This is a genomic window from Enterococcus sp. XAF26B05_ASV22, assembly GCF_056727285.1.
This window is the reverse complement of record NZ_CM161538.1, coordinates 1,407,566-1,423,320: the sequence shown is the minus strand read 5'-3', so window position 1 is coordinate 1,423,320 and position 15,755 is coordinate 1,407,566. Positions and strand designations below refer to the sequence as shown.

The window sequence follows — 15,755 nt, the reverse complement described above, 5'->3', positions numbered from 1 at the left end:
AGGAGAGATAATTTATGCCCTTTGTACCTGTCCCAAAGGATTTGACAAAAGTCAAAACAAAAGTAGCTTTAAACTTAACTAAACGACAATTAATTTGTTTTTCAATTGCAGGAACAATCGGAGTTCCCACCTACCTGTTTACAAAAGATCATATTGGCACAGATATAGCGGCTGTCTTGATGGTATTCATCATGCTACCGCTATTTTTTGTAGCCTTGTATGAAAAAAATGGCTTAACCTTTGAGAAAATCGCTCGTCATTACATTCGCCAACGCTTTTTATTGCCGAAAAAAAGAAAATATCGAACCACTAACTTTTATAACGCCGTAGAAAAACAAAGCAAACTGAATAAGGAGGTTTTAGCGATTGTCCAAAGTAAAAAAGTTAAAAAGAAAAAATAAGAAAAAAGAAAAATTAGTGATTACTCCTACAAAAAAGCTCACTTTGAGTGAACGTAGACGTGTCGCAAATGCGATAAAAAAAGCACAACAACAATCAAAATATCCACGAAGTGTTCAAGACTCTATTCCCTATGAGCGACTTTTTAAGGATGGAATTTGTCGTGTTTCAAAAAATTATTACACAAAAACAATTAAATTTTATGATATTAATTATCAATTGGCACAAGTTGAAGATAAAAACGCCATTTTTGGTAGTTACTGCGATTTTTTAAATTACTTTGACAGCTCTATCCAGATTCAACTATCATTCGTTAATAAATACATCAACATGGAAGAATTTGAGCGTTCTATTTTGATTTCTAATCAAAACGATGGCTTTAATGATATTCGAAAAGAGTACTCAGAAATGCTGAAAAATCAGTTATCAAAAGGAAATAATGGGTTGGTAAAAACTAAATATATTACTGTCGGTATTGAAGCTAACCATTTAAAAAATGCCCGTTCTCGCTTAGAAAGAATTGAAAATGATGTTTTAAATAACTTTAAAACAATGGGTGTCCTTGCTCAACCGCTAAACGGTTACGAGCGATTACAACTCTTTCATGATGTTTTGCATCCAGAAAGCAAAGATAAATTCTTATTCAATTGGGATCTCGTTCATCAGACTGGACTTACATCAAAAGATTTTATTGCCCCAACTTCATTTGAATTTAGCGAAAGTGATTCGTTTAAAATTAGTAAAAGTTTTGGCTCTACCTCATTCTTACAAATTTTAGCGCCAGAGTTAACTGATCGAATGCTTGCAGAGTTTCTTGATATGGAGAATAGCCAAAACGTAAACATTCATATTCAGTCTATCGACCAAGCACAGGCAATAAAAACGATTAAGAGAAAAATTACCGACCTAGATAAAATGAAGATTGAAGAACAGAAAAAAGCGGTTCGCTCTGGTTATGATATGGATATCATCCCTTCTGACTTGAACACTTATGGCAACGAAGCAAAAAGCCTCTTAGAAGATTTACAATCAAGAAATGAACGAATGTTTTTAGTAACTGTTTTAGTGATGCAAACTGCTCCTACAAAACAGAAACTAGACAATATCTCATTCCAAGCACAGGGCATTGCACAAAAGTATAACTGCGCTTTAAAACCATTAGATTTCCAACAAGAAGATGCCTTAATGAGTTCTATTCCTATTGGTAAAAATCTCATTGAAATTCAACGTGGATTGACAACTTCAAGTACCGCTATTTTTGTCCCATTTACGACACAAGAATTGTTTATGGAAGGGGAAAGCTTATATTACGGTTTAAATGCCCTCTCTTCGAATATGATTATGGTTGATAGAAAAAAATTAAAAAACCCCAACGGACTAATAGTTGGGACACCCGGAAGTGGAAAATCATTCGCAGCTAAAAGAGAAATTACAAATAGTTTCTTAATTACTGAAGATGATATCATCATTTGTGATCCAGAATCAGAGTATTCTCCTTTAGTTAAGCAACTTGGGGGACAAGTCATTCAAATCTCTCCTACTAGTAATCAATACGTTAACCCTTTGGATATCAACTTAAATTACAGTGATGATGACAATCCCCTTTCCCTAAAATCAGACTTTATTCTCTCACTTTGCGAACTGATTGTCGGAGGAAAAAATGGCTTAGAGCCAGTAGAAAAAACGATTATCGACCGTTCTGTTCGCTTGGTCTATCAAGATTACCTTGCTAATCCTATACCAGAAAACATGCCGATTTTGGAAGATTTATACCATATCTTATTAGCTCAAAAAGAACATGAAGCAAAACGTATTGCAACTTCTTTAGAAATTTATGTGACTGGAAGCCTAAATGTCTTTAATCATCGAACCAATGTTGATATTAGCAATCGCCTTGTCTGTTTTGATATTAAAGAGTTAGGGAAACAGCTGAAAAAAATTGGAATGCTTGTCATTCAAGATCAAGTATGGAATCGAGTAACAATCAATCGTAACCAAAATAAATCAACTCGTTATTACATTGACGAGTTTCATTTACTTTTGAAAGAAGAACAGACTGCTGCCTATTCAGTTGAAATTTGGAAAAGGTTTAGAAAATGGGGCGGTATTCCTACTGGTCTAACTCAAAATATTAAAGACTTACTTGCCAGTCGTGAAATTGAGAATATCTTTGAAAATAGTGATTTTATTTATATGCTAAATCAAGCCTCTGGAGATAGACAGATTCTTGCAAAACAATTAAATATCTCCCCTCATCAACTGTCTTATATAACCAATAGTAACGAAGGAGAAGGACTTCTATTTTATGGCAATGTAATTATTCCATTTATTGATAAGTTCCCTAAAGATACACTCCTTTACTCTATTATGACAACCAAACCAGAAGAAGTCGCTTCGTAAAAGTTTATGAAAGGAAGTAATATGGAAAAAGAACCATTAGCTATTTTTAAAGATAGAAGATTTCAACATTTTATAGACGGAACAACTGAACAAATAGCTGCTTATATCGTCCGTGCTAACCCAGAACATAAATATGCAGTTGTGACTATCGATGACGAATTAATTTGTTCGACGATTGGAAATTTTTTAGATCATGTTCCCAATCAACAATGGCTAATAGAAGAGCTACAGCCAACGTTAATAGCCATGCAATTTAATCAAATTGAAATTCCCAAAGTACCGCTTTACTCTAAGGAACAAGCAACAACAAAAATTTCTCGCCTTAATAACTCTTTAGCAACCGCTCAAGATTACCCTTGGATGCAACAAAGCTTCCTTGAATGGGGAAAAGAACAAGTTTTCAATCAATTGAAAACTTTGAGAGGTAAAGAAATAGACGCATATTTTCTAGATGATGAGCTGTGGAATGTTTCCGAGGATGCTCTTTTCAAAACACATGAAGAAGCTAGTCAATTTGCCTTTTTTCATCCTCTAGCTGCAAAACGAGCACTGGAAGGCTCAGTTGAGCTTTCCCATGCAAAACTAAATCCATTTTTAGATATTAAAGGTTTTGGTAGATTCATGTATCGTCAAGCATTAGAAGAAATGTATGGTGGTTTGGAAAAATATACCCACCAGTTCGATGATCCTGTTAAATTTGATTTCCCAACAATAAAAAAAATCTTGTCTGATGCAAAGGTAACCGAAAAACAACTTTTCTTTAAATCATTTTATACAGACTCAACAAAAGCTATTCCTGCAGATATTGATATAGATGCAACACCTAGAGTCGAAAAGAAACAAAAAAAGAAGTCTATCAATCTTACAAAAAAAATACCAAAGACACCCCCCAAAAAAAAGGCGACTATAAAGAAAGACCTTGAAAGGTAATCATGGAGGTGACATATGGAACAACCTTTACAAGAAGATACTAAAATAAAAGATTTTTTACATGTAATTGATGATTCAAAAATTGAATTAAACGTAAAAGATTTGCTAGAAATTTTCACGTTTGTAGATTCTATGGAAAAAAAGCTTAATCTCGTATCCACTGAACTGCAAAACGTTAAGACTCAATTAAATGAATTAAATCTACAAATCGATTCAAGCAACACGATGATACACCGTTTAGAATCAAGGCTCACATTAGCTCATTCTCGTTTAAAACGCTTGAAATCAGTTATCAAAAGCAATGTGACAAAAGGAACGCTCGCTTTCAAACAATTTGGGATGAAAGGTTTATTGAAAACACTAGATTTTATACAAATAAAAAGAGCTTTTCAAAGTTTTCAAGCAACAGTCACACTGTCCATCACTTCTGCCACAAAATCGATTGATAAAATTGATCGTATTAGTCAAGAGTTTGACGAGCTAAAAAAACACGCTAAAAACATTGCTGGAACAATCCGAGAAAAAGAAGTGACCCCTTCCACTTCAACTCATTCATTTAGCTCATTGATGAAAAAACCTTTTCAAACAAATATCAACCTATTATCTAGCATTAAAGAGTTAACAAACAAGAGCATAAAAAAACTTGATAACTTTGAACAAAAAGTAGCTACCTTTCCTAAGAAACCATCCCTACTTGGACAATTAAAATCCACACAAAAGCAAGCAAAAAAAGACTCATTATCAACAGATAAAAAAATTGAATCAACTAGATAAGCTATAAAAAGAACATTCTATCTGAATGTTCTTTTTTGCTAATGATGGAGGTGAACCAGTGAAAAAAGACCAGTCAGTCAAAAAATCCGGAAAAGAGGTTAAAAACAAAACTAAATCAACTCATTCAAACTTCATCAATAAAAATCGATTGCAATTTTCCAAAGAAGAAAAAGAAGTGGAAAATGGTAAAGATACGAAGTTGATGTACAAAAAGAAAACAGTCTTACAGCAACAACAGAAAACGAAGCCCCCTACTTCTGATACAAGTATTCGTTCTAAAAATGTTCAAAACACTTCAAGAGCAAAACAAAAAAGAAAATTAAAACAACGAACAAAAGCACCCCATTCACTAAAAAGGGATGCACTAAAAATAGGGAATCGTGTTCTCTCCTCGTCTACGATTCAAAGAAAAGACGAAAAAGATGAAAACGTTGCGGTTGAGTCAATTCAACATATTCAAAAAAATTCTTTAACTGGTGCACACTTGATACAAAAAAACTTTCACAACAAGAAAGCAAAAAAATATCAAAAAACAAAGAAAAGGCAAGCAAAGTTGCAACAAACCAGTCGTTATGAACGTGTGTTAAAAGAAAGTCCTGTTTGGAAAACAGCTAACCCCCTAAACAAGCAAAGTCAAAAAAAAGCAATGCAAAAGAAATATGCGAGTGCTTATAGATCAGCAAAATCTACAACAGAAAAAACACTTAAAACAGCTCGATTAACAACCAAAATTGCCCGCAAGCTTCAAGAGTTAATCTCTGTAAAAAAGAAAGCTTTTATCGCTATAGCGATTGGCTTAATGGTATTTGTTTTATTCAGTTCATTGGTGTCTACCGTAAGCATGATGTTAACACAAAGCAGTGCTGTCCTAGCAAGTTCAACTTACTTATCAGATGATAAAGACATTCATGATGCTGAGTTGTATTACACGCAACTAGAAGCTGAGCTTCAAGAAAAATTACAAAATGTAGAACATGATTACGAAGGATTTGATGAATACAGGTATAACATTCCACCTATTCAACACAGCCCATTTACTCTAATCAGTTACCTTTCTGCTAAATATCCAATGTTTAAATTTGATGATGTCAAAGAAGAAATTGAACAATTATTTAATGCGCAATATAACATTAAACACGATAAAAAAACAGAGACTAAAACGGAAAAGAAAAAAGTTAAGGTTGGGCAAAGTCTCGGTCAAGTGACAACATCAGCTTATTGCAGTTGTCCTATCTGTACAGGCATATGGTCTGGTGGGCCAACCGCCAGTGGTGTGATGCCAAAAGCTAATCACACACTAGCGGTTGACGCCTTCACGCCCACTGTTCCCATGGGAACTAAAGTGATTATGAATGGTATTGAATATACAGTTGAAGATACTGGTGCTTTTTCTCAATTTGGGGTAGATTTTGACATTTACTTTGATGACCATCAAACAGCTCTACAGTGGGGGCACAGAAAACTTGAAGCTTATCTAGCTGACACTAATGGCAAAGGTAAAGAAATCGAAGTGACAACTGAAATCACTGTGGAGGTTTTAAACACCAGCGTACAATCACGTTCGATGGATGCCCTCGCACAAAAAAGACTAACGGATGATCAAAAAGAATTGTATAAGATTTATGAAGAAACTAAAGGAAATCGTCAATTTTTTGGAAGTCCTTTTGATTTTAACTGGACAACAAGCATATCAAGCATGTATGGCTATCGTATGAATCCAACAAGTGCAGGTATCGAATTGCATCGAGGTTTAGATATAGCAGCACCATTAAACACACCAATTAAAGCTATCCACACTGGCAAAGTCACAACTGGTTATGATCCAAATGGTTTTGGCAATTACGTTGTCATAGAAAACAGTGAAAAAAAATATAAAAGTATTTATGCTCATTGCGAAGCTTTAAATGTAAGCAACGGTCAAGAAGTAACAACTGGGGATACCATCGCGTTTGTTGGTAGCACAGGAAATAGCACTGGTGCTCACTTACATCTAGAATTTTTCTATCAAAATGAGTATATGAACCCCTACTTTTATTTGACAATTGATGATCGAAAAAATCCTACCAATAATTTAGGTAATCATGGCGAAGCTATGAATGACCCTGTTTTCAAAAATCTAATTAATTACGCTGAACAATACCTTGGTTTTCCTTACGTTTTTGGCGGTTCTAGTCCAGAAACAAGTTTTGATTGCTCAGGATTTATTTGTTGGGTTTATACGCATTCTGGCACTTACAACTTACCAAGAACCACCGCACAAGGGATTTACAATCAATGTGCGCCAGTAAGTCCCAATGAAGCGAAACCAGGAGACTTGATATTTTTTGAAGGCACTTATGATGCGGGGGAGCCAGTCACTCATATCGGCATCTATGTTGGCAACGGTCAAATGCTCCACTGTGGAGACCCTGTCCAATATGCCACGATTAATGACCCGTATTGGTCAAGTCATTTTTATGGCTTTGGCAGACTAAAATAAACAAATAGGAGGAAGAAATGGCTATGAAAGTCTCAACTATTGATAAAGAAATTGGAAAAACAAAAGAGAAAATCCAGAAATTACAATCAAAATTACGAAATCTTGAACGACAAAAAATTGAAGAAGAAAATTTAACTATCATCAAACTTGTCCGCTCATATCACTTAGATCAAGATGAGCTAGCACAATTTTTAAAAGGAAAATTAGACCTCGAACACCAAAATAAAGGAAAAGAAAGTGAGATAACACAATGAAAAAAAGAATCATAATTTGCTTATTAAATGGTCTACTAATGGGATTTGGACTAATGAACATGAACACGAGCAACGTTTTTGCACAAGACAATCTTTCCACTTATCAAGAAGACGTGACAGAAAACACCGCTCCTGCTGAAAACGACGCCACTGAAACGCCTGTGGCACCTGTACCAGTAGTTCCCGAAAATCCTGACGTTGTAAATGAGGGTGGTGGCAGTGTTGTAGAAAGTTCTGTTAACTCGCCTACTCCTACTTCCACTACCGAAAAAAAAGGAAAAGAGTTTTTTACAGTTAAAACGAAAGATGAAAAAATCTTTTATATTGTTGTGGACAATGAAAAAGCCGCAGACAATGTTTATCTGTTAACAGCTGTGACTGAACAAGATTTGCAAAACTTCACGAATGAAAATGAAGCAACACTCAAGACCGATAGCTCAACAAAGAATGACCTCCAGACACCTATTACGCCGAAAGAAAGCACACCATCAGCGTTGGACATCAGCAAACCTGATACACCCAAAAATAAAAAAGAAGAAAAACAAACAAGTGACTCAACTCTAATGCTAATCGTGGTAATTGTTGTAGGTTTATTCGGTGGTGCGGTTTACTATTTTAGAATTATCAAACCTAAAAAAGAATTACAGTATGCAGATGATTTGGATGATTTTGAGTTTGAGGAAGAACCTATGGAAGATAACTTTGAGTATGATGAATTTGAAATAGATGATTTGGAGGACGATGAATGAAACTAATTATCACAGAAAAACCTTCCGTTGCTCAAACCATTGCAAAAGTTTTAGGCATCACTCAAAGGAAAGACGGCTATTTAGAAAATGAGGACTATCTTATCAGTTGGTGTGTCGGACATCTTATTAGTCTGGCACCCCCTAAAAGTTATGATGACACATTTTCAAAATGGTCTTATGACCAGCTTCCCATCTTCCCTACTACTTGGCAATGGGAAACCATCCAACAGACAAAACATCAATTTAACATCCTTGCTAAATTGATGACAGACACACGTGTTGATAGTTTGATTTGTGCGACTGATGCCGGACGGGAAGGAGAGTTAATTTTCCGTCTCGTTTATCATCAAGCAAATTGTCAGAAACCATTTGAACGTTTATGGGTTTCTAGTATGGAAGATCAGTCTATTCTTGATGCTTTCAACCAATTAACTCCTAGTCAAGACTATGACGCCCTCTTTACTTCTGCACTATGCAGAAGTAAGGCTGATTGGTTAGTTGGGATGAATGCGACTAGACTATTTTCTGTCTTGTACGGACAAACACTTAATGTTGGTCGTGTCCAATCCCCTACTCTTTCAATGGTGGTTGAAAGAGTAGATAGCATTCAACAGTTTCAAAAAGAAAAATATTTTGCTGTCCATTTAAAAACTGATCAATTTACAGCAATTAGTCAAAAAATCACCAGTGAATTGGAAGCTCAAACCATCCAAAAAGCGTGTCACAATCAACAGATGATTGTGCGCAAAATCGAAGCAAAAGAAAAAAATATTAGCCCACCTAAGCTATATGATTTAACAAGTTTACAAAGAGAAGCTAATCGATTCTTTGATTATACTGCGCAACAAACATTAGATTATGCCCAAAGTTTGTACGAAAAAAAAGTAATTACCTACCCTCGAACAGATAGCAAGTTTGTTACTGATGATATGGTGCCTACGGTTCAAACGCTTGCTGATAAAATCATTGAACGGTTCTCATTTTCATCTGTTATAAGTCACCAACCAACAATCAGTTTAATTGTAAATAACAAAAAAGTATCAGATCACCATGGATTACTCCCTACTCTTGAATTATTCAACTATGATTTAGATACGATTCCTTCGACTGAGAAAAACATCTTGTTATTAATTATAAAAAGATTACTAACTGCAACTGGTCAAAAGCATACAGTTGAAGAAGTCACAGTCTTCTTAGAATGTTACGAGTATCCTTTTTCAGTCAAAGGAAAAACGATTAAATTTAGCGGTTGGAAAGAAATTGACGCCTACGCAACTACACAATTTTTCAATCAACAAAAAAAGAAAAAAGAACTAGCACCTCTTCCCCCCTTATCTGTCGACCAATCGTTTAAAACGCAAGCATCCATCGCCACTCTGTTTTCAAGTCCTCCTAAATATTTTACTGAGGACTCTCTTTTGTCTGCAATGGAAAACGCTGGAAACGATTATGACAGTGAAGATAGTGAAGACATCGAGAAAAAAGGACTTGGTACTCCTGCAAAACTCGTGCAGCTGTCATTGAAAAATTAGTCAAATCAGACTTAATTGAGCGAAAGAATAAACAGTTACTCCCTACTAACAAAGGGTCGATACTCATTAAGATTTTACCAGAAGTATTGAAGTCGCCTTTCTTAACAGCTGAGTGGGAAGACAAGTTAGCTAAGATTGAACAGGGTAACTTATCTGCCGATTCCTTTATGGCTGATATCGAAACTATGATTGAGCAGTTGGTTAAAGAAAATCAATCGCCCAAAGACGACTATCTTAGCCTCTTTCCTAGTATTAAAGAAACAAAAGAACCTATTGGAAAATGCCCAAGATGCAAAAAAAATGTCATCGAATCACATAAAGCATTTTATTGTGAAAGTAATACATGCACGTTTACTATGTGGAAAAATAGCACTTTCTTTGAAAAAAAGAAAAAAAAGTTCACTCGAACCATTGCAAAAAAATTGTTAGCTGATGGAAAAGTATATGTAAAAGGTCTCTACTCTGATAATAAAGATAAAAAATATGAGGCTTTCATCGTCTTGGCTGACACTGGAGGCAAGTTTGTCAATTATCAATTAGACTTTTCAAAACAAAAATAAGAATCAGCTTGAGCACAAAGGAACCGCTCCTTTGTGCTCTTAATCTATAAAAAGGAGTGAATACAAATGGCTGAGAAGGAGAAAAAAATATCAAAACTAGATGAAATTTCAGAACAACTAACATCTGGATTGGAAAAATTATACGAATCAGAACACTATAAAACTTACCTTAAAACAATGGGCACCTTTCACAAATACAGTGTGAATAACACTATTTTAATTGCTCTCCAAAATCCTAATGATACTTTAGTGGCCGGTTACAATGCATGGTCTAAAAACTTTAAAAGACAGGTAGTACGAGGATCGAAAGCCATTAAAATTATGGCGCCTGCTCCGTATACTATCAAAGAAGAAATGGATAAGATTGACCCTAAAACACAAAAACCAGTTCTTGATGCTTATGGCAAAGCAGTGACTGAAGAAGTTGAAATTACGATTCCAAAATTCAAAGTAGCCTATATTTTTGATGTCTCGCAAACTATTGGACGACCAATCCCTTCACTTGTTAATGAGTTAACTGGTAATGTTGAAAACTATGATGTGTTGCTAGAAGCCCTACAACAGGCTTCCCCTTTGCCCATTGAATTTGAGAAGATGACAACTGACATTGACGGTTATTGCCTCTTTGGCGAACGGATCGCTATTCGAGAAGGCATGAGTCAATCTCAAACAATTGTGGCGATCGTTCATGAAATGACTCATGCCAAATTGCACGATAAAACTGTCTCTATTCAAAATGAGGATAAACAAGAACGAACACGTCCAATTGAAGAAATCGAAGCAGAAAGCGTGGCATTTGCAGTCAGTCACTACTACAACATTGACAGCTCAGATAACAGTCTGGGCTATATTGCTGAATGGAGTAAAGATAGACAGATGAGTGAGTTGAAAGCCTCATTAGCAGTCATCAAAGAAACATCTGGCGACATCATCACAACGGTTGATAAAAATCTGATTGAGTTAGCGAATGAAAAAGGACTCATTCAAGAAAATGTAAGACCCGAATTAGATAGCTTATCCCCTATTGAACAAACAGCTTGGCAACTAAATGATTACATGGAAAGTAGTAATTTTGTGAGCTACTGGTCAAACGTAACAAATGAAAATGAGCATGTTCAATGGATTGTGGCAAGGCTTGAACAAGGAGAGATTGGCCCATTCATCAATATGATTCAAGAGAATGTAAACAAAGAATTTAGGGATCATTTAAATGATGACAATAGATGGGACTATGATAATCCAGATTTCCCAATAGAAACAGCCTTGGTGAAGTCTTTGGAACCGTACGGAGGCTTGCCTCCAAAAGAAACACCTTCCGTTGAAACTGTTTCAACACCTAATCAACGACAAGAAGTGTTCCCTGATAACTCTGTCAGTATTGAAGATAGAAATAGCTACGGTTATACCGATATCGACGTCTTACCACTTAAAGAAAATCGAGCCTTAGAACTCTTTGATAAAGGCGAATCAGTTTATTTACTCTATCCAGATAACACCGAAGCCATCGCCTTAGATCGACAAGAACTAGAAAATCATACAGGTATCTTCGGGATTGATAAAAAGGAATGGGCAAATACACAAGAATTTAAAGAGTTAGTAACTGTAGAAGAAAATAAAGCAACACCACCATTAGATGAAAGCAGTCCAACGGTTGCGGACTTTGAAGAAAAGGTAAAAGCTGGAGAAACAATCAGTCTCTACGACTTAGGTAAAGCCCTTAAAAATGAACAGAAGTCAAAAGAAGCCGTCAGTGTCAGTAAAAGCAAACCGTCGATTCTCCAACAAATTTCTGACGGTAAAAAAAAATTACCCGAACCAAAAGAAAATGAAAAAGCACATACGCAAACAAACCAAAGGGAGATGTAGCCATGATGGATTTTACAGTTGAAGAAATGAATTTGATGTGCATTTACAACACCGAATCTAAAGAACAGCTCATTCAAGATATTCAAAATAGCTTACCTTATATTTACGATCATGAATTAAAAGAAATTACTCATCGCATTTTAGATAAATTAGCCCCCCTTTCTTTTTCTGACTACAAAGAAATTTCATTTGATTTTGCAGATGACTACTACGAGGAGGAGTAGATAAACGTGGCAAACAAAACACAAGAACTGACAGAATTTATCAACCAAACAACTGAAAGAATGACTCAAGATAACACTAGTTGGACAACCTTTTTAAAGAGTGCCGCTTTCCTTTACAAGTATCCGTTCTACGACCAACTCTTAATCTATTCACAGAGACCAGATGCCACAGCTGTCGCATCTATGGAAACATGGAATAAATTAAACCGCTGGATAAATCGTGGTTCTAAAGGCATTGCTCTATTAGACAATTCTAACAGCAACAATCAACTAAAATATGTCTTTGATGTGGCTGACACCAATAACTTCAACATTAAAAATCAACCAAAAATCTGGTCATATAAACCAGAGCATGAAACAATCGTTTCTAGCATGTTAGCGACGGAGTATGAAGAGCACGAATCATCCATTGATTCGATGCTTTTTACTATTTCAACTGCATTAACCTCTGACTACTTTGAAGAAAATAAACAAGACATTTTACAGTCAATCCATGGCAGTCTATTTGATGTTTTAGATGAAAAGACCGTACAAAATCACTTCAATGAATTAGTCTCTGCTAGTGTAAACTACACTGTTTTATGCCGTTTAGGTATAGCAGACGATTCGTTTGAAAAGAACTTTAATTTGATTTCTTATTTCAATACGTTAGGGGCTATGTCTGCTGTTGGAACCGCGACAAGTGAACTATCAGAAGAACTGTTGCGACCAATTGAACGCTCAATTAAGACAGCCGAAAAATTCAACATAAACGAAAGGACTACTTTAAATGATCGAACTCACTTACAACACTCACAAGGACTATCTTCTGCCGAATCTGACACTACAACTAAACCAAATGATAGTACCGCTAGGGAAATACGCGCTTCTGCGGAAGAATTACCTCAAACAGCATCATCCGATTCTCTACAATACGCTGATTTTGAGCAACCAGTTGAACACTCATCTAATCGAGATCAACCAGTCAGCACAAACACAACTCGATCAAATGATTCAGAAGTCCCCTTATCTCAACTATCAACAAATGAATCAGATGATGAGACAGATAGAGGAGACTATTTTAAAGAATCTGATCTACAGTTAAACACTTCCGACGATCACTCTCTTCCAAGAATGTCACACACAGACATTGAAAGAATTCTATATTTTTCACCATTCTTTAAAGAACCATTCGAAAAAATGGTTCTTTTTTTTGAAGAAAACACTGATTTAGACACCCAAATAGCTTATATTAAACAGCACTTTGACAATACAAACTCTAGTACCTATATTGATGAAACTAGAAATGATTATGGCAGTTATTCAGCAAATCAAGATGGTGTCGAATTTTGGAATGGCAGTGTTTATACCCACACATCTCAAAAAGAATTTCTGTCATGGGCTGAGACAGTCGCACAATTCAAACATATCTTTGACAAAGCCAATCCCCTACAAGACATGATTCATGTTGATTTTGGCGGAAACCTTTATGGCATGGCACTAATTGATCGGATTATCAAAGATGGTAGCAATCAAAAGGATAGTAGACTAACGATTGCCACACATTATGCTAAAAAATTATCCAAGGAAGAAAATATTGAGTTCTTAAAAGAACATTACAAAGTGGGTGGCAAGGGCGTTTATTTAGGGAAGAAAAAAATTTCTATTTGGTTTTCTGAGGAAGGCATTCAGTTAGCCCAAGGGAAGACAGTTCTTAATGCAACCAATCATTCGTTAATTACGTGGAATCAATTAGAGCGAAGAATTGCTATTTTATTAGATAACCACACCTTCCTTTTTCCAAATGAAATGGAGCAAACACATCAGCAGGAATCTCCTTCTATTTCCTCAGTTAAAACGATTAGACGGTTCATTACGGAAGATGAAATTAATACTGATTTGGCACGTGGCAGTAGCGTTTCTGATGGAAAATATCGCATCTTTTCTCATTTCCTTCATAACCATTCAAAAAAAGAAACAATTGCATTTCTAAAAAATGAATATGGTATAGGTGGTAGATCGTTTGCGTTCAATGCTGATAATACTTCGGAAGATCACAATGCCAAAGGCATTACCTATGTTCGCAGAGACCCAGATGGTGCTGATATCAAAATTCATTTACCTTGGAAAGAGGTTGCGTCACGCCTTGAAAAACTGATTCATACAAACAACTACATGACCGAAAAGGAAATGGCTAATTTGGCAAACTATGAAAAGGACAAAATCATTAGTACCATTTACTATTTTTTTGATTATTACGAAGCCAAACCGTTTCCTTTTTACACAATACAAGAAAACAAGGAAATCAAAAAAGAAATTGAAAACATCCTAACAGACGCCCCAGCATTTGATAACCTGTTGAAAAGTATGGCAGAACTTCTTGATGAGCAAGACTACCGTTACGAGTGGTCTCTTCAAGCCTATCAAAATGTACTTGCTTACCAAAAAAATGAGTTTTCTCTCTTCCCTCAACGAAATCAAGTTAGAAACTTAGAAAATAAAACAGACACACTAGCAACTGGATCTGATACTGAGCAACTCTCATTATTTGAAGAAACACCTGAACTGATTGAACCCGAAAGTATCATAGAGGAGTTGACCCCACTTTCAATCTCACAACAAGATATTGCGTTTTGTTTGTTAAAAGGTACAGGTATCCCACAAGATTTCTCTTTAATCACTGAACAGTTTAAGCAAAATGGCCGTCGAAAAGAAACAGCTACATTTCTGAAAGAACTTCATGGTACGACCAAGCAAGCTATCATATTTCCAGACAATACGCCTGGAAACATTGTGGCATCAGAAGAGGGGCTCGAAGTCATTAAAGCACCGCTAAATTCTGAGCCTATTGTCACACAATTATCTTGGCCAAAAGTTCAACAGCACATTGCTATCATGATACAAGATAATACCTATCTTCCTGCACCTTCAAAAATAGCTATCAATGGTGATTTATCAGAAATTCTTGTATCAGACCTATTATTTTCTGACTCTCAAAAAAATCACTTGTATGCAATGTCCCAAGAATTAGCTCCTTCTGATGATATGACCACTTATTTACAAGACAATTACCAAAGAGTTTCTGACTCAATGACTTTGGGAACATGACCATGCCGACTTGAAAGATCAGCTCGCTAAAGTCTCACAGATTATTCAAGGACAATATACCTTTTCTCTTGATGATATTGCCGAGATTGAAGAAAACATGGCGTCTATTCCAGCAGACTCTAATGTCAAAAATTATTCTTATACCTTAGTTGATAATGACCTCTATTTTAGAGAAAACTCTCGTATGTATCACGCTTCTACTTTGTCAGAAACCGCTAAAAAAAGAGTAAAAGGATTAATCCAATTAAGAAACTGTGTCCAAGAACTCATTCAGAGTCAAATGTCTGAGCAACATGATGACATTATAAAGAAACACCAAGAAAATCTGACTAATTTATATGACAATTTCACAAAAGAACATGGATTAATTAACAGTCGAGGAAATAAAATGGCTTTTTCAGATGATTCTTCTTACTATCTCTTGTGCTCGTTAGAGATTATAGATGAGCATGGGAAATTCGAGCGTAAAGCCGACATGTTCTATAAGCGAACCATTAACTA

Annotated in this window: 12 protein-coding genes and 1 pseudogene; all 13 read left to right on the top strand. The window is 35.6% G+C overall.

Annotation, left to right across the window (positions count from 1 at the left end):
- Positions 1-14: 14 nt before the first annotated feature.
- The 13 genes and pseudogenes from AC1PU0_RS07030 to AC1PU0_RS06970 all read left to right on the top strand — a co-directional run bounded on the left by AC1PU0_RS07030 (position 15) and on the right by AC1PU0_RS06970 (position 15,254).
- On the top strand, positions 15-401 hold the full coding sequence (locus AC1PU0_RS07030; RefSeq protein WP_206850392.1) for a PrgI family protein: 387 nt from the start codon (positions 15-17) through the stop codon (positions 399-401).
- Positions 367-2,799 (top strand): VirB4-like conjugal transfer ATPase, CD1110 family, encoded by a 2,433-nt coding sequence (locus tag AC1PU0_RS07025; protein WP_206850389.1) that lies wholly within the window; start codon positions 367-369, stop codon positions 2,797-2,799. The genes AC1PU0_RS07030 and AC1PU0_RS07025 overlap by 35 nt, the downstream gene beginning before the upstream one ends.
- A gap of 21 nt (positions 2,800-2,820) precedes the next feature.
- Complete coding sequence (locus AC1PU0_RS07020) at positions 2,821-3,729, top strand: hypothetical protein (RefSeq protein ID WP_206850387.1); 909 nt, start codon at positions 2,821-2,823, stop codon at positions 3,727-3,729.
- Between the two features lie 15 nt (positions 3,730-3,744).
- On the top strand, positions 3,745-4,503 hold the full coding sequence (locus AC1PU0_RS07015; protein WP_206850386.1) for a DUF6674 family protein: 759 nt from the start codon (positions 3,745-3,747) through the stop codon (positions 4,501-4,503).
- A 58-nt stretch (positions 4,504-4,561) separates the two neighbouring features.
- Positions 4,562-6,982, top strand: a complete 2,421-nt coding sequence (locus tag AC1PU0_RS07010) for a CD1108 family mobile element protein (protein ID WP_206850385.1) — start codon at positions 4,562-4,564, stop codon at positions 6,980-6,982.
- Between the two features lie 17 nt (positions 6,983-6,999).
- Positions 7,000-7,236 (top strand): DUF4315 family protein, encoded by a 237-nt coding sequence (locus AC1PU0_RS07005; RefSeq protein ID WP_206850384.1) that lies wholly within the window; start codon positions 7,000-7,002, stop codon positions 7,234-7,236.
- Positions 7,233-7,985 (top strand): CD1107 family mobile element protein, encoded by a 753-nt coding sequence (locus AC1PU0_RS07000; protein ID WP_206850383.1) that lies wholly within the window; start codon positions 7,233-7,235, stop codon positions 7,983-7,985. The genes AC1PU0_RS07005 and AC1PU0_RS07000 overlap by 4 nt, the downstream gene beginning before the upstream one ends.
- Entirely contained in the window at positions 7,982-9,517 is a 1,536-nt protein-coding gene (locus tag AC1PU0_RS06995) for a DNA topoisomerase (protein ID WP_277989351.1), read from the top strand. The genes AC1PU0_RS07000 and AC1PU0_RS06995 overlap by 4 nt, the downstream gene beginning before the upstream one ends.
- Positions 9,505-9,627: pseudogene (locus tag AC1PU0_RS06990) on the top strand (hypothetical protein); the annotation flags it as partial. The gene AC1PU0_RS06995 and the pseudogene AC1PU0_RS06990, both read left to right, overlap by 13 nt.
- Positions 9,628-9,684: 57 nt before the next feature.
- Complete coding sequence (locus AC1PU0_RS06985) at positions 9,685-10,077, top strand: hypothetical protein (protein WP_242596644.1); 393 nt, start codon at positions 9,685-9,687, stop codon at positions 10,075-10,077.
- A 66-nt stretch (positions 10,078-10,143) separates the two neighbouring features.
- Positions 10,144-11,943, top strand: coding sequence for an ArdC-like ssDNA-binding domain-containing protein (locus AC1PU0_RS06980; protein ID WP_206850382.1), 1,800 nt, complete (start codon positions 10,144-10,146; stop codon positions 11,941-11,943).
- Between the two features lie 2 nt (positions 11,944-11,945).
- Positions 11,946-12,167 (top strand): transposon-transfer assisting family protein, encoded by a 222-nt coding sequence (locus AC1PU0_RS06975; RefSeq protein ID WP_206850381.1) that lies wholly within the window; start codon positions 11,946-11,948, stop codon positions 12,165-12,167.
- Positions 12,168-12,173: 6 nt separating this feature from the next.
- Positions 12,174-15,254: a hypothetical protein gene (locus AC1PU0_RS06970; RefSeq protein ID WP_242596637.1), complete on the top strand. Its 3,081-nt coding sequence runs from the start codon at positions 12,174-12,176 to the stop codon at positions 15,252-15,254.
- The last annotated feature ends 501 nt before the right edge of the window (positions 15,255-15,755 follow it).

What these genes read in the sequence shown, in the direction of transcription:
- AC1PU0_RS06980 (WP_206850382.1), top strand. Translation starts at nt 10,144, where the DNA reads ATGGCTGAGAAGGAGAAAAAAATATCAAAACTAGATGAAATTTCAGAA.
- AC1PU0_RS07020 (WP_206850387.1), top strand. Translation starts at nt 2,821, where the DNA reads ATGGAAAAAGAACCATTAGCTATTTTTAAAGATAGAAGATTTCAACAT.
- AC1PU0_RS07005 (WP_206850384.1), top strand. Translation starts at nt 7,000, where the DNA reads ATGGCTATGAAAGTCTCAACTATTGATAAAGAAATTGGAAAAACAAAA.
- AC1PU0_RS06995 (WP_277989351.1), top strand. Translation starts at nt 7,982, where the DNA reads ATGAAACTAATTATCACAGAAAAACCTTCCGTTGCTCAAACCATTGCA.
- AC1PU0_RS06975 (WP_206850381.1), top strand. Translation starts at nt 11,946, where the DNA reads ATGATGGATTTTACAGTTGAAGAAATGAATTTGATGTGCATTTACAAC.
- AC1PU0_RS07000 (WP_206850383.1), top strand. Translation starts at nt 7,233, where the DNA reads ATGAAAAAAAGAATCATAATTTGCTTATTAAATGGTCTACTAATGGGA.
- AC1PU0_RS07030 (WP_206850392.1), top strand. Translation starts at nt 15, where the DNA reads ATGCCCTTTGTACCTGTCCCAAAGGATTTGACAAAAGTCAAAACAAAA.
- AC1PU0_RS06985 (WP_242596644.1), top strand. Translation starts at nt 9,685, where the DNA reads ATGGCTGATATCGAAACTATGATTGAGCAGTTGGTTAAAGAAAATCAA.
- AC1PU0_RS07015 (WP_206850386.1), top strand. Translation starts at nt 3,745, where the DNA reads ATGGAACAACCTTTACAAGAAGATACTAAAATAAAAGATTTTTTACAT.